The organism is Asticcacaulis sp. W401b (assembly GCF_046503825.1).
In the GTDB taxonomy this organism is placed as follows: Bacteria; Pseudomonadota; Alphaproteobacteria; order Caulobacterales; family Caulobacteraceae; genus Asticcacaulis.
Window position 1 is genome coordinate 482295 of the sequence record NZ_JBKFEE010000002.1, and the last position, 19276, is coordinate 501570.

Annotated in this window: 16 protein-coding genes; 3 read left to right on the forward strand and 13 right to left on the reverse strand. The window is 62.4% G+C overall.

Going from position 1 to position 19276, the window contains the following annotated elements:
- The first annotated feature begins 63 nt into the window (after positions 1 to 63).
- Positions 64 to 1239, forward strand: coding sequence for a Yip1 family protein (locus ACK8OE_RS06930; RefSeq protein WP_410271941.1), 1176 nt, complete (start codon positions 64 to 66; stop codon positions 1237 to 1239).
- Here the strand turns inward: ACK8OE_RS06930 and ACK8OE_RS06935 are convergent.
- Both ACK8OE_RS06935 and ACK8OE_RS06940 read right to left on the reverse strand, forming a co-directional pair.
- Positions 1228 to 2055, reverse strand: coding sequence for an alpha/beta hydrolase (locus tag ACK8OE_RS06935; RefSeq protein WP_410271942.1), 828 nt, complete (start codon positions 2053 to 2055; stop codon positions 1228 to 1230). The two genes, ACK8OE_RS06930 and ACK8OE_RS06935, sit on opposite strands and share 12 nt — an antisense overlap.
- A 69-nt stretch (positions 2056 to 2124) precedes the next feature.
- A complete protein-coding gene (locus tag ACK8OE_RS06940) occupies positions 2125 to 4299 on the reverse strand; it encodes an FdhF/YdeP family oxidoreductase (protein WP_410271943.1) in 2175 nt (724 codons plus the stop codon).
- 258 nt (positions 4300 to 4557) lie between these two features.
- Between ACK8OE_RS06940 and ACK8OE_RS06945 the strand changes: the two genes are divergently transcribed.
- On the forward strand, positions 4558 to 5004 hold the full coding sequence (locus ACK8OE_RS06945; protein WP_410271944.1) for a hypothetical protein: 447 nt from the start codon (positions 4558 to 4560) through the stop codon (positions 5002 to 5004).
- Between the two features lie 38 nt (positions 5005 to 5042).
- Here the strand turns inward: ACK8OE_RS06945 and pseI are convergent, their stop codons facing one another.
- From pseI to ACK8OE_RS06975, 6 genes are all read right to left on the reverse strand, one after another.
- Entirely contained in the window at positions 5043 to 6104 is a 1062-nt protein-coding gene (gene pseI / locus ACK8OE_RS06950; protein WP_410271945.1) for a pseudaminic acid synthase, read from the reverse strand.
- Positions 6101 to 7294: a UDP-4-amino-4,6-dideoxy-N-acetyl-beta-L-altrosamine transaminase gene (gene pseC, locus ACK8OE_RS06955; protein WP_410271946.1), complete on the reverse strand. Its 1194-nt coding sequence runs from the start codon at positions 7292 to 7294 to the stop codon at positions 6101 to 6103. The genes pseI and pseC overlap by 4 nt, the downstream gene beginning before the upstream one ends.
- Positions 7291 to 8337, reverse strand: a complete 1047-nt coding sequence (pseB, locus tag ACK8OE_RS06960; protein ID WP_410271947.1) for a UDP-N-acetylglucosamine 4,6-dehydratase (inverting) — start codon at positions 8335 to 8337, stop codon at positions 7291 to 7293. Before pseB ends, pseC begins: the two co-directional genes overlap by 4 nt.
- Before the next feature lie 29 nt (positions 8338 to 8366).
- Positions 8367 to 9179 carry a WecB/TagA/CpsF family glycosyltransferase gene (locus ACK8OE_RS06965; RefSeq protein ID WP_410271948.1) on the reverse strand — a complete coding sequence of 271 codons (813 nt, stop codon included), beginning with the start codon at positions 9177 to 9179 and terminating at the stop codon, positions 8367 to 8369.
- 57 nt (positions 9180 to 9236) lie between these two features.
- Positions 9237 to 9905: an OmpA family protein gene (locus tag ACK8OE_RS06970; RefSeq protein ID WP_410271949.1), complete on the reverse strand. Its 669-nt coding sequence runs from the start codon at positions 9903 to 9905 to the stop codon at positions 9237 to 9239.
- A 278-nt stretch (positions 9906 to 10183) separates the two neighbouring features.
- Positions 10184 to 11965, reverse strand: a complete 1782-nt coding sequence (locus ACK8OE_RS06975; protein ID WP_410271950.1) for a S1C family serine protease — start codon at positions 11963 to 11965, stop codon at positions 10184 to 10186.
- Between the two features lie 240 nt (positions 11966 to 12205).
- Here ACK8OE_RS06975 and ACK8OE_RS06980 point away from each other — a divergent pair, with 240 nt between their 5' ends.
- Positions 12206 to 13207: an isopenicillin N synthase family dioxygenase gene (locus ACK8OE_RS06980; RefSeq protein ID WP_410271951.1), complete on the forward strand. Its 1002-nt coding sequence runs from the start codon at positions 12206 to 12208 to the stop codon at positions 13205 to 13207.
- 45 nt (positions 13208 to 13252) lie between these two features.
- Here ACK8OE_RS06980 and ACK8OE_RS06985 read toward each other — a convergent pair whose 3' ends face one another.
- From ACK8OE_RS06985 to ACK8OE_RS07005, 5 genes are all read right to left on the reverse strand, one after another.
- Entirely contained in the window at positions 13253 to 15148 is a 1896-nt protein-coding gene (locus tag ACK8OE_RS06985; RefSeq protein ID WP_410272032.1) for a M2 family metallopeptidase, read from the reverse strand.
- A 102-nt stretch (positions 15149 to 15250) separates the two neighbouring features.
- The gene (locus tag ACK8OE_RS06990; RefSeq protein WP_410272033.1) at positions 15251 to 15709 is read right to left on the reverse strand and encodes a YaiI/YqxD family protein; all 459 of its coding nucleotides are present in this window, start codon (positions 15707 to 15709) and stop codon (positions 15251 to 15253) included.
- 178 nt (positions 15710 to 15887) lie between these two features.
- Positions 15888 to 16598 carry a monofunctional biosynthetic peptidoglycan transglycosylase gene (mtgA, locus tag ACK8OE_RS06995; protein WP_410272034.1) on the reverse strand — a complete coding sequence of 237 codons (711 nt, stop codon included), beginning with the start codon at positions 16596 to 16598 and terminating at the stop codon, positions 15888 to 15890.
- Between the two features lie 108 nt (positions 16599 to 16706).
- A complete protein-coding gene (locus ACK8OE_RS07000) occupies positions 16707 to 17693 on the reverse strand; it encodes a WD40 repeat domain-containing protein (protein WP_410271952.1) in 987 nt (328 codons plus the stop codon).
- A gap of 324 nt (positions 17694 to 18017) precedes the next feature.
- On the reverse strand, positions 18018 to 19178 hold the full coding sequence (locus tag ACK8OE_RS07005; protein ID WP_410271953.1) for a CobW family GTP-binding protein: 1161 nt from the start codon (positions 19176 to 19178) through the stop codon (positions 18018 to 18020).
- Positions 19179 to 19276 lie beyond the last annotated feature (98 nt).

A 19276-nucleotide genomic window follows, 5' to 3' on the forward strand; every position in this document is an offset into this window, starting at 1 on the left:
CGATTGACCCCCGACGCGGGCTGACCGACTATGCGGCACCGTTCACTGCTCAGGGGAGTTGCCATGTCCACCGTCGAAACCACCGCCCGTCCGCCGCTTTTGGCGCGCATCAAGGGCATCCTGCTGCGCCCGTCGCCGGAGTGGGAAAAAATCGCCGTCGAGCCGACCAGCAAGGCCGCCCTGACTACCGGCTATGTGATGATTCTGGCGGCTATCCCGGCCATTGCCGGTTTTGTCGGCAACAGTCTGGTCGGCATGTCCTTTATGGGCATCAGCAGCAAGTTACCGGTGGTCAGCGGTCTGATCATTGCGGTGGTGGGCTATGTGCTGTCGATCGTGTCGGTCTATATCGCGGCCTTTGTCATCAACGCGCTGGCCCCCAATTTCGGCGGCGTCAAGGACGATGTGCAGGCCTTCAAGGTCGCGGCCTATGCGATGACGGCCGGGTGGCTGGCGGGGATTTTCGCCCTGTTGCCGATGCTGGGAGCGCTGGGTCTGCTGGGGCTTTATGGTCTCTACCTGCTGTACACCGGCTTGCCGCGCCTGATGCAGTCGCCCAAGGAAAAAAGCATGGGCTACACGGCGGTGGTTATCGTGGTCATGATCGTCATTCAACTGATCATCGGCGGCATTACCGGAGCCATTATGGCAACGGGGATGATGGCGGGCGGGGCGCCGAACCTGACCGGAGCCATGAAGGTCGATACGCCCAACGGCTCGGTGCAGGTCAATGGCAATGACCTCGAAGCGGCCGCGAAGAAGTTGGAGGCCGCGGCCAGGGCCATGGAAGAGGGCAAGGCCACCCCGGCGGTGGAGCCGGCCAAGCTCGACGCCCTGCTGCCCGCCTCCTTCATCGGCGCGGCCAAGAGCGAGGCCGGGGCCTCCGGCGGTGGTACGGGCAGCTATTCGGCCTCTGAGGCGCACGCCGTCTATGCGCAGGGCGACAAGCGCGTTGAGCTGAAGGTGTCTGACATCGGGGCCATGGGGGCGCTGGCGGCCTTTGGCACGGCGATGAACGTGTCGTCGTCCAGCCAGAGCGGCAACAGCTACGAAAAGGTCCACTCGGACAAGGGCCGCATCATCAGCGAGAAGTGGGACGGCGATACGCAGTCGGGCAGCTATTCGGTGGTCATCGGTGAGCGGCTGGTAATCGAAGCCAGCGGCAAGGCCGATATGGCCACGTTAAAGGCCGCCGTGGCCGCCATCAACGAAGGTCAGGCGCTGAGCTTAGTGAAGTGAGCTGAGCCACCTGTCATAGACATCATAAACACCGGCGCGGGTGAGGGTCGAATGGCCTTCGCCCGCCATACGTTTGAAGGTCTTGGGCTGCGGGGCCAGCGCATACAGGCGCTCCCCGTGCGCAAAGGGGATCATGTCGTCGCGGTCGCCGTGCACAATCAGGATCGGCATATGCACAAAGCCGATGCGGTCGCGGTTGGCAAATTTGTCCAGCATCAGCCATTGCACCGGGATATAGGGGTAACGCTCCTGCGCCACGTCGGACGCCGCCGTGAACGGGGCTTCGAGGATCAGGCCCTTGGCCGGGCGCTGGGTCGCCACATAGGTCGCCACGCCTGAGCCCAGCGAATGGCCGTGAATGACGATCTGCTGCGGCTGATAGCCGGCCTTTTTCAGCCAGTCATAGGCGACCAGCCCGTCCATGAACAAACCGTCTTCGGACGGTTTACCCGTCGAACCGGAAAAGCCGCGATAGGCCAGCGCCAGAAAGCCGTCGCCACGTTTCGACATCGCGATATGGCGGTGGCTTTGTTCGTCCAGCCGTCGCCCTTGCCCCGCAAACAGCAGATAGATAGGCCTGCCCGGCTTGGGCGGCAGATACCAGGCCTGAAGCGTCTCGCCATCCGGCGTTTTAAGCCGCAGGTCCTGAATGCCCGGCACTTCGGCGAGGTTGGGCCGGATATCGGCGTGCGGGGCCAGATAAAGCTTGTCGCGCTGTACCACAAACAGGTAGCCGCAGGCCCCTGCATAGGCCAGACCCGCCATCAGGACCAGCGCCATCAGCAGCCGTCCGATCCACCTCATCAACGTTTTCATAAAGTCCCCATCCGTCCGTTCTGCACCTGTTATCATTAGGGACGGTGACAGCCGGATTACAAGGGGCGGTCAGGCGCTTTTTCGCACCTGCACAGGCGTCGCCTTGAAGGACGGGGTACGGCTGCGCGGATCGACCGCCGTGCCGGTCAGCACATTGGCTTCGGGGTAGTAGGCCATGACCGAACCGCGCGCCAGATCGAAGACCCGAACCCGCGCGCCGCTCATCACGCCGTGTTCGGATTCCACCACCACGGCGTCGCCATCGCTAAGGCCCAGCCCCGCCATGTCTTCGGCATTCATCATCACGTCCAGGCGGTCCATTCCGCGATAGCTGTCCGTGCGCTCATAGATGATCGAGTTGAACTGCCCCTCTGAGCGCACGGTGGTCAGAAGGAGCGCCCCCGGCATAGGCGGCAGGTCGCGCACAATAAAGCGCCCGCGCCCGGATGCGGTTTTGAACTCTAGTGCGTGCAGGATGCGGCCGCGGATATGGAATTCGCGTTTGGCAATGTCGATATCGGCCAGATCCTCCAGACCCGGCACGATGCGCGCAATGGCTTCGCGGATGGTGCGATGCTCCTTGAAGGCTTCGAAATCGACCGGACTGTCGGGCAGGAGCTGCCGCGCCAGCTCACACAGGATTTCCGTTTCCGGGCGCACCGATTTCAGCCGGCAGATGCCGCCGTCGGAGAGGCGCACGAAGTTGAACATGGATTCCTGCGTCGTCGGCTGCCACTCCTCGTCGCGCGCCGTCACCGGAAGGATCAGGGCTTCGCTGTCGTCGTGGCCGTGGATGTGGCCGCGATTGAGCGTGGTAGTCAGGAACAGCTTGAACCCGATCCGCGCAAAGGCTGCCTCGGCAAAGGCGCTGTTGGGATTGGCCTCATACAGGTTGCCACCCATGATCAGGGCGGCGTCGATCTCGCCGCGATGCGCCGCCTCCATGCCGCGCATGGTGTCGAGCCCCTTTTCGCGCGGCAGAGTAACCCCCAGGGTCTCTTCCATGCGTGCCAGCACCTCGGCCGCCAGCACCGGCTTGACGCCGATGGTGCCGATGCCCTGCACATTGGAATGGCCGCGCAGGGGCAGGAGCCCGGCCCCCGGCCGCCCGATCTGTCCGCGCACGAGGCACAGATTGGCGATATATTCGACATTATCGACGCCATTGAGGTGATGCGTAATCCCCATGCCCCAGGCGATCACCGCCGACTTGGCCCGCGCATAAAGACCCGCTACCCGCTCGATGTCGGCCTGAGTCAGACCCGTGCGCGCCTCGATCTCCGTCCAGTCGGTGGCCGCAATATCGGCGCGCAAGGCCGCAAAACCCTCCGTATGATCGGCGATAAAATCGTCGTCCTGCGCCCCATTCTCCAGGACCGCCTTGATCAGCCCCTTGAGCACGGCAAGGTCCGACCCGATACGCGGTTGCAGATAGTCAGAGGCGATCCAGTCGCCGCCCAACACCATCGACTTCACGCTTTTCGGCAAGGCAAAGCGCACCAGCCCCGGCTCCTTGGCCGGGTTGATGATCACCACCTCGCCGCCGCGATCACGCACGCCTTTGAGTTTGTGAATAAAGCGCGGATGGTTGGACGACGGATTGGCCCCGATAACCAGAATGAAATCACAGCGGTCGAGGTCTTCCATCTCCACCGTCGCCGTGCCGGTGCCGATGGTGCTATCGAGCCCGACCCCCGTCGCCTGATGGCAGTAGTAGGAGCAGTTATTGACATTGTTGGTGCCATAAAGCCGCGCCAGCAATTGCAGCACAAACCCCGCCTCGTTCGACGAACGCCCCGACGAATAGAAGAAGCTGCGCTCAGGCTTCGTCGCCGTAAACCGCTGCGCCGCCAGATCGAGCGCAAAGTCCCAGTCCACCGGCACATAGCGGTCCGAGCTCGCTGCCTTATAGATGGGAAAGGCCAGCCGCCCCAGATGCTCCAGCTCATGCCCGTCCAGTTCGCGCAGGTCCGACAGGCTGTGGTCGATCACCTCCGGCGGGATGCCCGGCTGAATATCGGTCGATTGCGCCTGAATCGACTTGTTGCATACCGAGGGGAATTCGCCTGCCTCATTGGTCATGCCGCCCTTCTGCCCGCCCATACCCAGCGCGCAGGCCTTGCAGGCATTCTTGGCCGTCAGCGCCTTGGCCGTATTGTCGAGGCCGATGCGCGTAGCGGTTTTCAGGGCGTACAGCACCTTTTTGGCGCCACCGCCGACAACGGGTTTGCTCGGTTTGTTCATAGGGCCAGTCTATCGCCCCGGACAGGCGAGGTATAGAGCGGAATGATTTCCGATGAAATCATTCCGCTCAAGCCGCCATTGAGGCGGCGGCCAAGGTGGCGGAGCCACCGCCCGGCGAGGGGCTAAACAAAAATCTAGATCATTATATTTCTACCAGAAATTATAATGATCTAGCGGGAAGCGAGGGGCAAGGGCACGGCTCCTGCACCCGAAAATAAAATCTATCCCCTCTGTTTTTGCGCGGTCTATGCTCGTCCCATGACCCAGACGCAAAGCCCCTCACGCCCCTTGTCCGCCGAAGACCGGCGTAAGCGTCTGCGCGCCTTTGCCGACCGTATGCTGATCGGTCTCGATAAGCTCGATGATCCCGAAACCGGCGAAGACATTGAAAAAGGTATTCGTCGCGCCCTGATGATCGAACGGCTTTACGCGCGCGTCGATGCCGCCGAAGGGCGCGGCTGGCGCTACGCCGTCGAAGCGACCCCGCGTCGTGACGCACCCAGACCGGCGGTATCACTTGGCCCGGTAGATGCCCAGACGAAGGCGCTCACTCAGGCCGAGATCGCCGCCCGCGCTTTGGCCCTGAAACCTCAGCCGGGCATGTCGCGTGAGCAGATCGAAGAGATGTTGCAGATGCTGGGCGGGCTGATGTCCGATGAGGAGATCGACGCCCTGCTCACCGCCGAAGATGACGACAGTTCGTAAAATCACCCCCTCTCCGTCAGGGGAGGGGGTGGGGCGGCTTACCCCACCATATCGTCGCTGAGCGGTTCACCGCGTCCAATGTCGCGGCTGGCCGGTTTGCCCAGCACGTCCCACAGGCGCGCGGGCGGCAGGCCCAGCCCCGGACGCACAGAGCGCACATTGGCTTTGGTGAACACATCCCCCGCCTTGACGTCCCCAACGACATAGAGCGAGCGGCGGAAGGTCTTCGAGCCGCGCTCAGAGCCCAGCGTGTCGTAATGGACGTGCCCCAGTGCCGCCCAGGCGTCCTTGCAGTCCTTCACCAGCGCGGTGAATTCCGCCGGTTCCAGCGAAAAGCCTGAATCTGGCCCGCCATCGGCGCGCGCCAGCGTGAAGTGCTTTTCGATGACACAGCCGCCGACCGCAATCGCCGCCACCGAAGCCGCCGTGCCGAACGTATGGTCGCTGAGGCCGGACGGGCAGCCGAACTTCGCCCCCAGATCGGGGACGACGCGCACATTGGCGTCGCGGATGTCGGCGGGGTATTCGCTGACGCAATGTAAAAGCACGATCTCACCCGTGCCGTACTGACGCGCCGTGGCCACAGCCGCTTCGATTTCGGCCAGATTGGCCATGCCGGTGGACATGATCAGCGGCTTGCCCTTTGACGCGGCATAGGCAACCAGCGGCAGGTCGATCAGCTCAAACGAAGCGATCTTGAAGGCCGGCGCGCCCAGATCATTGAGAAAATCGACCGCCGTATCATCAAAGGGCGATGAAAACATCGTCACGCCGCGTTTGGCCGCCCGCTCAAACAAAGCCGGGTGCCAGTCCCAGGGCGTATGGGCTTCCTCATAGAGGTCATAGAGCGAATAGCCGTCCCACAGGCCGCCCTTCAACTGAAACTCCGGACGGTCGGATTTCAGCGTGATGGTGTCGGCGGTATAGGTCTGGAGTTTGATAGCGTCACAGCCGGTATCGGCGGCGGCATCGACCAGCGCCAGCGCCCGATCAAGCGAGCCATTATGGTTCCCCGACAGCTCGCAGATGATGTAGGGGCTGTGGGCCGTGCCTATCTTGCGGCCGGAAATGCTGATTTCGGGCGTGATTTCGGGGGTCAAGCCAGCACCTCTTTCAGCACTTCGACGACGCGCGCCGGGTCGCTGTCGGCCATGTCGGGATAGAGCGGTAGCGACAGGGTGGAACGGTAGAAGGCATCGGCGCCCGGCAGGTCGCGCGGGCTCACTTGCTGCGTTTGCCAGTACGGCTGACGGTGCACGGGGATATAGTGGACCTGCGTGCCGATGCCGCGGTCGCGCAAGGCCGACATCACCTCGGCGCGGGTCTTACCCACCGCCGCGAAGTCGATGCCGGGGGCGAACAGGTGAAACACCGGATCATCGCCCGCCGCCGGGGCCACCCACGTTACGGGCAGATTGGTCTGAGCCAGCGCGGCCTGATAGGCCGCCACCAGCGCCTTACGCCGTTTGATAAAGCCCGGCAGGCGCTTCAGTTGCGCCACGCCCAGCGCGCAATTGATGTCCGGCAGGCGGTAGTTGAAGCCCAGCGCCTGCATCTCATAGACCCACGGGCCAGTGTCGTCGCCGTCGCCATAGCCCAGCCCTTCAAAGCGGGCCGGATCGCGCTCGATACCGTGGCTGCGCAACAGGCGCAAACGTCGCGCCAGTTCAGGGTCATTGGTGGTTATGGCCCCGCCTTCGCCGGTGGTCAGGGTCTTGACCGGATGGAAGGAGAAGTTGGCCATGTCCGACGCCGCGCAGGCCCCGATAGGGCCTTGCGGCCCTGTGCTGCCCAGTGCGTGGCAGGCGTCTTCGATGACAAAGGCCCCACGCGCACGCGCCACAGCGGAGATATGGCTAAGATTGACCGGACGCCCGGCGTAGTGGACGGGGATCACCCCGGCAAAGCGCTGCGACGGGTCGATCAGCGACAGGGCCGCGTCAAACGTCTCATCGGTGATCAGGCCAGTCAGGGGATCGACGTCGGCGAAAATCACCTGCGCCCCGCAATAGCCGACGCAATTGGCCGAGGCCGCGAAGGTGATCGACGGCACGATGACCACATCCCTGGGCGTCAGGTCCTGCGTCAGGATACACAGGTGCAGGGCCGCCGTGCCGTTCGATACGACCACGGCCTCTTTGGCCCCGACCGTGGCCGCCAGTGCGCGCTCAAAGCGTTCGACCATTGGGCCGGTGGTCAGGTAGTCGGAACGCAGGGCCTCAACCACCGCCTCTATATCGCTCTCGGCGATGGACTGCCGTCCATAGGGCAGGAACGGGGTGGTCGTCACGCGAGATAGGCCTTCATCAGGTCGCGAATACCCTCGACATCCAGCCGTTCGGGATTGATGTCGCTGGAATAGGCAAAGCCCTCATCGACCCTGACCGCGCTGGTCGTCGTGGCCGGCTGGCGGGCGTATTCGACGAATTCCGGCTCGATGAAATAACGGTCCGGCAATTCCCAGGTCGAGCGCGAATCGTCGGCGGAAATCATGATTTCGTGTAGCTTTTCGCCCGGCCGGATACCGATGACCTTGTGGCTGGCCTGCGGGGCCATGGCGGTGGCCAGATCGCATACCGTGGTGGCCGGGATCTTGGGCACGAAGATTTCGCCGCCGCGCGTGGTCTCAAGGCACGACAGGACGAAATCGACGCCCTGATGCAGCGAAATCCAGAAGCGCGTCATGCGCACATCGGTGATGGGCAACTCAGTCGCGCCCTGCGCCACCAGGCGGTTGAAATAGGGCACCACCGACCCCCGTGAGCCGACCACATTGCCATAGCGCACGACGCAGAAGCGCGTGCCGATGTCGCCGGAAAGATTGTTCGCCGCCACGAAAATCTTGTCCGAGGCCAGCTTGGTCGCGCCGTAGAGGTTGATCGGCGAACAGGCCTTATCGGTGGACAGCGCCACCACGCGCTGCACCCGCTGTTGCAGGCACGCCCAGACGACGTTTTCCGCGCCATTGACATTGGTGGCGATACATTCGGACGGGTTATATTCGGCCGCCGGCACCTGTTTCAGTGCGGCGGCGTGCACCACCACATCGACGCCGCGGAAGGCCAGTTCCAGCCGCTGCCGGTCGCGGACATCGCCGAGGAAAAAGCGCAGCTTCGACAGCTTGTCGGCGTCATAGCGTTCTTCCAGCGCCTGACGCATCTCGTACTGCTTCAATTCGTCGCGCGAGAAGATGATCACCTTGCGCGGGTCGTAGCGGCTCAACAGCGTGTCCACGAGCTTGCGCCCGAAACTGCCCGTCCCGCCGGTAATCAGCACCACCTTGCCCTGAACCGGGTCACCGCCGGGGGCAAAATCTCGCAGAAGCTCACTCATAACACACCCTCACGCTGTCACAGCGTCAGTCAGGGATTGTGGCGCGCGCCGCTTTCATATTGGTTAACGGGCGCACGGCGACGGCGGAACAGATCTGACAGGGCGCAGGGGATCAGTGTCCACGGTTCGATGAAATAGCGGCTGAACAGGCGTTTGGGTTCGTGGGCAAAGCGCACCAGCCACTCAATACCCCATCGCCCGGCCCAGCGCGGCGGCGTGTACATCACCCCGGCTTCGTAATCGAAGGCCGCTCCGACCGGCAGGATGGCGCACGGCGGCAGACGGTCGAGCGCATTGAGAATCCACAGCTCCTGACGCGGCATCCCCATGCCGACCAGCAGCACATCGGGCTTATGCGCAGCAATGTCTTTAAGCAGGGCGTCGTTTTCGGGGCCCTTGACGTCGAAATAGCCGCTACGCACCTCAAGCTTCACGCGCGGGTGACGGCGCAGGATGGCCTCTTTCGAAAGGCCGTTATGTTCCGGGGCCCCACCCACATGAAACACGCGCCAGCCCTCTTGCGCGGCGCGCGCCCAGAAGTCTTCCCGAAAATCGAGATAGGTGCAGCGATGGGCGCGGCTCATCTCGTGCCCCATCAGCTTGCCCCACAGGATCAGCGGGGTGGAGTCAATCTCGATCAGGTCGGCCTGCGCGTAAAAGCGGCGCATCTCGGCGCTTTTCTGAAAGAGGTAGAGGCTGTGCAGATTGTGGTTGGCGATAATGGTCTGCCGCCCGCGTGTGCCGGCGATAAAGTCCATGACCATATCGGGCGTCACGACGTCCATCTGCGCCCCCATAAGGGCGACACGATGCACAGGCAAAAGGCGGCATGAGGGTTTCATGCCGCCAGTCTATTTCAGAGCCGTTGCGATACCGCTACTAAAAAGCGTTAACGAACCCTATTCCTGCACCGGGCGTAGCGTAATCTCCACACGGCGGTTCTTGGCGCGGCCTTCCGGCGTGGCGTTCGAGGCGATCGGCTGACGCGAGCCCATGCCGGCGACGAACAGGCGCTGATTGACCACGCCGCGGCTGGTCAGGTAGGCCGCCGTCGAGTTGGCGCGATCTTCCGACAGCGGCTCATTGATGGCGTCAGAGCCGGTCGAGTCGGCGTGACCGACAATATCGACATAGGTGGACGGGTACTTGTTCAGGATCGACGCCACGTCGTTCAGCACCGGGTAGAAGCTGGAGTCGATCGAGGCGCTGCCCGACGCAAAGGTCACGTCCGACGGCATGTTGAGGATGATGTTGTCGCCATTGCGCGTCACGGTAACATTGGTCCCGGCCAGTTCACGGCGCAGTTCGGCCTGCTGCTTGTCCATGTATTGCCCGACGGCCGCACCGGCCAGCGCGCCGATACCCGCGCCGATGACGGCGTTCTTGCGGCCCTGCTCACCCTTGTTGGTGTTGGTGGCGTAGCCGAGGCCCGCGCCGACAGCGGCCCCGATGATGGCATTGGTCTTGGTGTTGTCGCGCACGACTTCGCCGGTGACCGGGTCGGTGGTGGTGCAGGCGGCGGTCATCAGGGCGACACCCGCCAGGGCGATCAGAGCCTTATTACGCATAGTTGTCTCTCCAGTGTGCTGTGCGTTGCGGCGAGGAAGCCGTTAGAGCGTCATGCCGAAAAGTGGACCCCACTTTTCGGAAAAACATGAGGCGTTAGAAAATTTAGAGCGATGAGGCGGCTCGACTGAGCCGACGCATGCTCTAAGTGCAGTTAAGCGCGTTCACATGAACCTAGGATGAAGCCCGTAAACAGCCAATATTCGGGAAATAAGGATTGACCGCAAATCCGGTAAATTTCAGGCGCACGCCTGTAAGAAATCCGTAAGGGTGGCGCGAATCAGGGCTTGGGCGCGGTCGGTTCCGGCGCCTTGCGGCACTTCCACACGGTTTCGGTTTCCGGTGCGAAGGTGAGGAAGGATTGCGCCAGTTGCCGCACCTTGCGCATATTGTCCTTCAGCGCCTCGGCCTGCCCCGCATCCTTGCCCGATGCGCAGCGCAGCGACCCCAGAGCCGCCCGCTGAGCCACATAGTCGCGGTGCTGTTCGGGCGTCAGGCGATAGTCGCTGCGTTTGAAGGTCAGGCCGTCGCGCGACAACTCAAGCCGCGCCGCCGTAGGCTCTGAGTCGGACACGGTAAAGCGCAGCAGGGTGCCATTGGCCTGCACTTCGTAAGGCGTGCGGCCATTGACGCAGGCATGGGCCGCATCAAATTCAAAATCCGTCGGTCCGACGCCGGCCAGCGGCTTGGGCGAGGCCTTGAGGTCCACATCGCAGGTCAGGCGCACCGGCCCGACCTTTGCGGCATCGACCTCGGCCTTTTGCGACATCTTCTGCACCACCGGGCTTTCGCGCAGCACAAAAGCGGCGGCGATCAGCACCACAAACACGGCCAGCGCGACCCAGCCCCACGGGAAGGGGTGTTTGTGGTGCACCTTTTCGGCCTTGGCCTTGTGCGGATGCGTGTCGGCGTGCGGTGCCTCGGCCTCGGTATGCGGTGTCTTCGGCTTCGGCGGATGGCGGCGGCGGATGATCAGCGCGATCAGCACCACGACCAGCACCGACAGCAGGACCAGAACGCCCAGTTGCAACTGATCCATCAGGGCGTTCATCTGCTCGGCCTTGCGCTGCTCCTCCAGGCGCTTGGCCTGCGCATCGCGATAGGCGGCCAGCGCGCGTGACAGGCCGTCATCCTTGATGATCTCGTCTTCCGACTTGGCGTAGCAGGGCTCAGAGGTCGTCTGCACCGACACGCCGGTCGATTGCAGGAAGGTGTAGAGCGCCGACACGTGGGTCGCCACATACTGCCCCGCCGGCACGTCCATATCGCCGGTTTCCGACAGGGTGGACACTGCCGACCAGGTGTTGACACCCACCACCTGACCGCATTCATCCATCAAAGGACCGCCGGAATTGCCGGGATTGATCGGCGCGGTGTGGAACAGGGTATCGACGCGCGAACCGTCCGGATTGGTCGAGGCAAACAGGGCGATGGAGCCTTGCGTCACATAGGCGTCGGCGGGCTCCAGCAGCTCGGTGCCGCCGCGCTTCAGCAGGCGGTCGGTAATGCCCGGATAGCCCATGGCCACGATGCGCTGGTTCTTTTGCGGCACCAGAGACAGTTTGAGCGGCGGGATTTTCAGCCCGTCGGCGCGCAACAGCGCCAGATCGCCCTCCAGCCACGGCTTGACCAGCGTCACCTGCTGATAGGCGGCCCCGGTGCCCTTGTGCGGCACGATATAGATTTCGGCCGAGGTGGCTTCGGGCGGCGTTTCGATGACGTGGTAGTTGGTAACGATATAGCCCGGTGCCACCACAAAGCCCGACCCCATACCGACCGAGTCGAGCGGCACCCCGCCATAGCCGCGATAGACGACCAGAACGCGCACCACCGACTGTTCCGAGGCGCTCAGGGCCTTGGTCGAATTGACGGGTTGCAGGGCCGGGTCAATCGCGGCCAGCGGCTCGGCATCGGCGGGAGGTGGGGGCAGAATCTGAGCGGCAACGGGCGCACAGACAAGCGCCGTCAGGGCCACTATCCCCGCCGCCAGCACACGACCTATACTCTGAATGGACCTGCCCACCGTACCGCCGGACCCGATATAAACACCACGATTACGCAAAGAATCGCTTCACGGCATCAAAACGACACCTGAGCGACCGGCGCAATCGAAAAATCGCCTGACAGTGTATATGTAAGGCCGACTGTGATAAAGTTATTCGCATAACAAGGGCGCGCCTTTGTTATGGCCGCCGCGGCCCCGCCCGCCGATGCGGCATCAGGCCGCTTGCGTCGGTGACACGCAAACGTCATAAGAGCAAATATTAAACGTTTCATCTGCAAAGACCAAAGGCCCTCCCGCATGATGTCGTCGCCCACCGCGCTTTACGATTCCGCCCCGCTGTCCACCGCGCCGTCCATCGAGCCCGTGCCTCTGTCTCTGTACGACAGCGATGTGGACGCCTTTGCGCAGAAGCTGGGCGCGTCGTTTGAACGTTATGGCTTTGCGGTGCTGTCGGGCCTGTTTGAGCCGAACGGCGCGGGTCTCGACAAGAGGCTGGTCGATAAGGCCTACGCCCTGACCAAAGACTTCTTCGATCTGCCGGTCGAAACCAAGTTGCAATATGATGGCCGCAGCGGCGGCGGTCAGCGCGGCTATACCGCCTTTGGCATCGAAACGGCCAAGGGCTATAAGGCGCATGACCTGAAGGAGTTCTGGCACGTCGGGCGTGACCTGCCGGCCGATCACCCCTATCGCGACCATATGGCCGACAATGTGTGGCCCGCCGAAGTGCCGGAGTTCAAGCCGACCTTCCAGACGCTGTACGCCGAGATGGACGGGCTGGGCAAAAAGGTGCTGAAGGCCATCGCCATCCACCTCAAACTCGCGCCGGACTTCTTTGATGATAAGGTGAAGTACGGCAATTCCATCCTGCGGATGCTGCACTATCCGCCGGTGACCGAGGCGGGCGCATCGGTGCGCGCCGGGGCGCACGGCGACATCAACGCCATCACCCTGCTTATGGGGGCCGAAGAACCCGGTCTGCAACTGCTGGATCGTGACGGCTCGTGGCTGCCCATCACGCCGCCGCCGGGGGCCATCGTCATCAATATCGGCGACATGCTGTCGCGCCTGACCAACCACGTCCTGCCTTCGACCATCCACCGCGTGGTCAATCCGGCCGAAGCGCGCAAGGGCTTCTCACGCTATTCGATGCCCTTCTTCCTGCATTTCGAAAGCCCGTACCTGATCGAGACCCTGCCGGGCTGCATCTCCGAAGACCGCCCGGATCAGTATGCCGGTCAGTCGATCACGGCCCATGACTTCCTCCAGCAACGCCTGCGGGAAATCAAGCTGGCGTAGCCGAAAGCCTCCTCCCCATGCCTTCGGCACAGGGAGGAGGGTATCTTACCACCCGCAGTTTTGCCCGGCGTTTTGCTTGATCAGCCACTCATTGAGCGGCTTGAAATAGGCCGCGACCGCCGAAGCATCGCCTTCGCGCTGACCCGTAAAGGCCGCCATGGCTTCGGGCCACGGCTTCGACTGACCCATTTCCAGCATGGCGTTCAGCTTCTGGCCGACCTCCTTATGGCCATAGATCGAGCAGCGGTGCAGCGGGCCTTTCCAGCCGATCTGATCGCAGGCGGCCTGCTGGAACTGGAACTGATAGATGTGGGCCAGGAAGTAGCGCGTATAGGGCACATTGCCCGGCACGTGATACTTGGCCCCCGGATCGAAGGCGTCGGTCGGACGCACGCCCGGCGGCACAAGGCCCTGATACTGCTGCACCAGCTCCCACCAGCGGGCATTGTACTGCGCCGGGGTGATCTTTCCGGAATAGACTTCCCAGCGCCAGCGATCGACCATCAGGCCGAACGGCAGGAAGGCCACCTTTTGCAGGGCCATTTTCAGCAGGTAGGGGATGTCCTCTTCCTCCCCCGGCACCTTGTCCAGAAGGCCGATCTGGTTGAGATAGACCGGCGTCACCGACGACAGGCCGATAAAGTCACCGATGGCCTCATGGAAGCCGTCATTGGCGCCGTTCTTGAACAGGAAGGGCTGATCCTTATAGGCGCGCTGATAATAGTTGTGCCCCAGTTCGTGGTGGACCGTATAGAAGTCCTCCGCATTGACCTGCGTACACATCTTGATGCGGATGTCGTCGCGGTTATCGAGGTCCCAGGCCGAGGCGTGGCAGACGACTTCGCGGTCTTTCGGACGGGTGATCTGCGAGCGCTCCCAGAAGGTCTGGGGCAGGGGCGGCAGGCCGATCGAGGTGTAGAAGCCTTCGCCGGTCTTGACCATCTTTTCCGGCGTGTACTTCTTTTGCACCAGCAGCTTGTCCAGAGAATAGGACGAGCCCTTCATGCCCTTGGGGGCCACGATGTCATAGATGTTGGCCCAGTCCTGCGCCCACATATTGCCGAGCAGGTCGGCACGGATGGGGCCGGATTTCGGCTGCACCGCATCGCCATACTTCTCATTGAGGCGGCTGCGCACATAGCAGTGCAGGTTCTTGTAGAAGGGCTCAACCTGCCCCCACAGACGGTCGGTATCGGCCGCAAAGGCATCGGGCGGCATGTCATAGCCGGAGCGCCACAGGGCCCCTGTGTCGGCAAAGCCTAGGCCCTTCGCCCCTTCATTGGCCAGTTCGGCCAGGCGCGTATAGTCGCTCTTCATCGGCACAGACACGGTGCGCCAGCCTTCGAACATGGCGCGAAGCAGGGCGGGGTCGCGGGATTCGGCCATCACGTTCGAGGCGTCGTCCAGCGTATAGACCTTGCCCTTATAGCTGAACTTGCCCGTAGCGTAGGTGGAATCGAGCGAGGTCGAGAGCTTGGCCATCTCATCGGCGGCCCCCGGACGGTCGGCAGCGGGCAGGACCAGAGACAGGCGCAGCAGGTTCAGCTTGCGCCGCGTGACGTCATCGACGGCCACGTCGTTGAACTTCGCGGCCCCCATGGCATATTTGACGCCCTCTTCGGTCAGTTGCGCATTGGCCTTCGATTCCAGCCACATGGTGTCGTGGGTGATGTAGGTGGCGCGCACCCACGCCACGCGGGCGGCGTACTCACCAAGGTCACCCAGCTTCTGTTCCGCCTCTTCGACATAGGCCTTGGCGTCGGCAGCGGTCGGCGCGGCGGCGGGAGCCGGGGCGGGAGTCTCGGTCAGGGCCGGAGCCTTTGGCGCTTCGGTTTTGGGGGTGTCGGCAATCGGGGCCGCGGCGGGCACCGTCGCACAGCCTGATAATACCACACCGGCCACCAGCGCCGGACCTGCTACGGAAACCAGAAGACGCCGCATCATCCATACCCTCCTGAAGGAAAAACCGGACGGAGGGTGACGCCTGTTTTAACCATTCGTCAAGAGCGGTTGAGGATGAAACCGGTGGTCTATGCGCCCCGCTCACGGTTTCAGCCGGCGCGCCTTGACCACCACCTGATCGAGGGTTTGCAGAAACTGCGAGCGGTTGGCGGCGGAAAAGGGCGGTGGCCCGCCGGTGATTTCACCGGTCGAGCGGATATGCTCCATCAGGGTGCGCTGCGACAGGGCCGCGCCGATGGAATCGGGCGTAAAGGCGCGACCATTGGGAGCGATGGCATAGGCCTGTTTAGCCAGCACCCGCCCGGCCAGCGGAATGTCGTTGGTGATGACCACATCGTGCGCGGTCACCTGATCCGCGATCCAGTCGTCGGCAATGTCCGGCCCGGCATCGACGATCATGCGTTCGATCAGGGGCGATTTGGGGATCTGGATAAAGCTGTTCGACACCACGACGGTGTGCAGGCCATACCGCCCGGCGACCTTATAGGTCTCGTCCTTTACCGGACAGGCATCGGCGTCGATATAGAGGGTGATGGGCAGGGGAGAACTCCTGAGACCTTAGCGCCTCCCCTGAAATCAGGTGAGGTGTCGGCGAACATAGTGAGACGACGGTGGGGTTAAAGCGGCGCGAGTTAACCCCACCGTCGTTTGTCGCGTCGCTCCTAAATCCACCTCCCCTGAAATCAGGGGAGGTGCTTTGATTTTCAGACGCCTTACCCTATTCCAGAACACAGGTCCCGATGCCGTTGCGGCGCACCACCCCGGCATTGGCGCGGATTTTGCCTGAGCGGCCCTTGACGTACTTGCCCGACTTGGCGGCCTTCCATTTCAGCGGGCTGGGCAGGATGGCCGCCAGACGCGAAGCCTCGGCCTGAGTGAGATCGTCCGCCGACTTGCCGAACCAGTATTGCGAAGCGGCCTCCGCCCCATAGATGCCGGGGCCCCATTCGGCGCTGTTGAGATAGACTTCCATGATACGCGACTTCGGCCACATCGTCTCGATCAGCAGCGTATAGTAAGCCTCAATCCCTTTGCGTACATAGGAGCGCTGCGGCCACAGGAAGGCATTCTTGGCGGTTTGCTGAGAGATGGTCGAACCGCCGCGCACCTTGCGCCCGCGTGCATTGTTGCGCTGCGCCTTCTCAATGGCGTTCATGTCAAAGCCATAGTGCGAGCAGAACTTGGCGTCTTCGGCGGCGATCACCGCCACCTTGAGATTGTCCGATATGCGTGAGGCGGGCACCCATTCGTGGTGGTAGCCCTTGCCCTCGAAAATCCGCTGCACCATCAGAAAGGTGATCGGCACGGGCAGGAACCGATGCACGGCCACCGACGCCACGCTGAAGGCAAAGCCGCCCACGATCACAAAGACGAGCAGTCGCCCGATGCCGATTTTCGCCTTGGCCCCCGCCACTGTTCGCAACTCCATGGCCCTCGCAAGGCGAGGGCTCAAAAATGCCAATCCGGACGCAGAGCCGCCTCAAGTCCGGATTGTCGATACCCACCCATAATCGGTCCCGCCGTCAGGCGGACCAGATTATGAAGCTTCAAATACCCACAGGTTGCCGTCTTCGTCACCAAAGATCAAGCGGTTGGCCTCATTGGCGATGGCCAGCGCCGTGATGGGCGCGCCCTTTTCGCGGCGAATCCAGTCGATCCCGGTCGATTGCAGCTCAGCCAGCCACACGCGCCCGTCTTCGAGCCCGGCCGCCAGCAGCGTCTCTTCGGGCGCGCCGGCGACGACCGACACCATGGTCGATTCTTCGGCGTTGATTTCCGACGCTTCTTCGCCCATCGGCCCGTTGGCCTTCAGGAAGGGCCACACCACCGCGCCATTGGCCCCGGAGGTGGCCAAAAGCTTGCCCTTGGCGAAAAAGCCCATCGACTTGATCTTGGCCGGATAGCCGCCCATCCGCATATCCTTGGCATCGCTGATGCGCCAGCCGTGCAGGGCGTTTTCCTGCATGGCGGTCATGACGAACTTGTCGTCGGGCGAAATGGCGATCCTGGTGTGCGAACCGGCCCATTTGAGCAGGGTCGGCTTTTGCTGTGCGATACGGGAGAACCACACGGCCACGCCATTATAGGTCGCGGCATAGAGCTTACGCCCCTTGGCATCGAAGGTGATGTCCGACAGGCTGGACGTGTGCTCAAAGATCACCGCCGTCTTCTTCTGCGCATCATAGACGTGCACTTTTTTGCCCGCAGCGGCCGCAATCAGCAGCGCCGCGTCGCTGACGGCCAGGGCATCGAACCACGCGCCCTTGGCGGCAAACAGCTCGACCGGACCGGACTCCTTGGTCGTCCACACCACGCGGCCGTCATCGCCACCGGTGACGATACCGACGCCCGACGGGTGGATGGCGGCGCTTAAGATGCCGCCATTGGGGTGGGCTTCGAAGGTGGCATCGGCGTCCGGAAACACGACGCGCCCGTCACCGAGCGCCGCTACGGGCTCATCGGCGGAATCGAACAGGGCGGCAACGACGTATTCGTCGAAATGTTTTTCATAAGCGAAGGGCATATCTGATCTCTCATACTCCCCCAGCTTGCTGGGGGAGGTAGATTTGGCCTAGAGCGTTTTTCGCTCAAGTGGATACCAGTTGAACGTGAAAAAACGCGACAAACAAAAATTTAGAGCCTTATTTGGCTACGCCGAACGCCGTTCGATTCAGAATGAACGAAATGCGCTCTAAAGCAAAAGACGGAGGGGGCTTACACGGGAGGAGGGGCAAACGCCAGAGCTTGCCGTTGGATCGCAAGATACCCCACCACCACGCGCTACCGGGCGCGGTCCCCGGCTCCGGCCGCCCGGCTCCCCAGCAAGCTGGGTAGGTATAAATTTGGCTTACTGCGCGATACACGCCTCAAAACCGGCGCGCAGGGCGGCCTCATCGAGGTGGCGACCGATAAACACGGCGCGGCTCAGACGGTGTTCACCCTCTTTCCACGGCTGTTGCAGTTCGCCTTCGAGGATCATGTGCACGGCCTGAAACACCAGACGCTTCTCCTCGCCCTTGATGCTGAGGATGCCCTTGGCGCGCAGGATGTCCTGCCCCTTTTCGGCCAGCAGCTTATCGAGCCAGCGGGTGAACTTCACCCCATCGACCGGCGCTTCCGACGACAGGGAGACCGAGCGGATTTCATTATCGTGGATGGGGTTCAGATGGCCGTGCGCGTGATGAGAGTGGTCATGGTCATGATGGTCGTGGCCGCAGTGTTCGTCGTGCACGTGACCGGGCTCACCATGCGCCGGGTTATGGCCGTGGTGGTGATGCCCGTGATCATGCCCATGATGGTGGTGATCATGCCCGTGGTCATGATCGCAATGGTCGCCGCAATCGGGGCCATGCTCATGGTGATTGGCGACCGATTCCATCTTGTCGAGATCGAACCGGTGCTGGTTCAGCAGGCTTTTGATCTCCACGCCTGAACGTTCGGCGCGCTCAATAGTGGCCAGCGGGTTGAGGCCACGGATGCGCGCTTCGACCTCATTCAGCTCTTCCGGCGTCGCCAGGTCGGTCTTGTTGAGGATGACGTGGTCGGCAAAGGCGATCTGTTCCTTGACCACACGGTCGGTCTCCAGCGCCGAACGGAAGTGTTTGGCATCGACCAGCGCCGTCACCGAGTCGAGATAGGTGCGCGCCTTGACCTCTTCATCGACAAAGAAGGTCTGGGCCACCGGGCCGGGATCAGCCAGGCCCGTGGTTTCGACGATAATGGCGTCAAAGCGGCCTTTACGCTTCATCAGGCCGGACAGAATGCGGATCAGGTCGCCACGCACCGTGCAGCAGACGCAGCCATTGTTCATTTCGAACACTTCTTCGTCGGCCCCGACGATCAGATCGTTGTCGATGCCTATTTCGCCGAACTCATTGACGATGACCGCGTATTTCTGCCCGTGGTTTTCGGACAGGATGCGGTTCAGAAGCGTCGTCTTACCGGCCCCCAGATAGCCGGTAAGGACGGTAACGGGTGTTCTGGCGACGGAAGCGGCGGTATCGGCCATGGGGATTACCTGACAATCTATATAAGGGGCTATATAATTTGAGGCTTAAGTAGGCTTTTGCCGGGGGAAATCAAGCCTCGCACGGACCTGGTGTCAGA

Coding starts and splice junctions, on each gene's coding strand:
- ACK8OE_RS06930 (WP_410271941.1), top strand. CDS start 64: ATGTCCACCGTCGAAACCACCGCCCGTCCGCCGCTTTTGGCGCGCATC.
- ACK8OE_RS06935 (WP_410271942.1), bottom strand. CDS start 2,055: ATGAAAACGTTGATGAGGTGGATCGGACGGCTGCTGATGGCGCTGGTC.
- ACK8OE_RS06940 (WP_410271943.1), bottom strand. CDS start 4,299: ATGAACAAACCGAGCAAACCCGTTGTCGGCGGTGGCGCCAAAAAGGTG.
- ACK8OE_RS06945 (WP_410271944.1), top strand. CDS start 4,558: ATGACCCAGACGCAAAGCCCCTCACGCCCCTTGTCCGCCGAAGACCGG.
- pseB (WP_410271947.1), bottom strand. CDS start 8,337: ATGAGTGAGCTTCTGCGAGATTTTGCCCCCGGCGGTGACCCGGTTCAG.
- ACK8OE_RS06965 (WP_410271948.1), bottom strand. CDS start 9,179: ATGAAACCCTCATGCCGCCTTTTGCCTGTGCATCGTGTCGCCCTTATG.
- ACK8OE_RS06970 (WP_410271949.1), bottom strand. CDS start 9,905: ATGCGTAATAAGGCTCTGATCGCCCTGGCGGGTGTCGCCCTGATGACC.
- ACK8OE_RS06980 (WP_410271951.1), top strand. CDS start 12,206: ATGATGTCGTCGCCCACCGCGCTTTACGATTCCGCCCCGCTGTCCACC.
- ACK8OE_RS06985 (WP_410272032.1), bottom strand. CDS start 15,148: ATGCGGCGTCTTCTGGTTTCCGTAGCAGGTCCGGCGCTGGTGGCCGGT.
- mtgA (WP_410272034.1), bottom strand. CDS start 16,598: ATGGAGTTGCGAACAGTGGCGGGGGCCAAGGCGAAAATCGGCATCGGG.
- ACK8OE_RS07000 (WP_410271952.1), bottom strand. CDS start 17,693: ATGCCCTTCGCTTATGAAAAACATTTCGACGAATACGTCGTTGCCGCC.
- ACK8OE_RS07005 (WP_410271953.1), bottom strand. CDS start 19,178: ATGGCCGATACCGCCGCTTCCGTCGCCAGAACACCCGTTACCGTCCTT.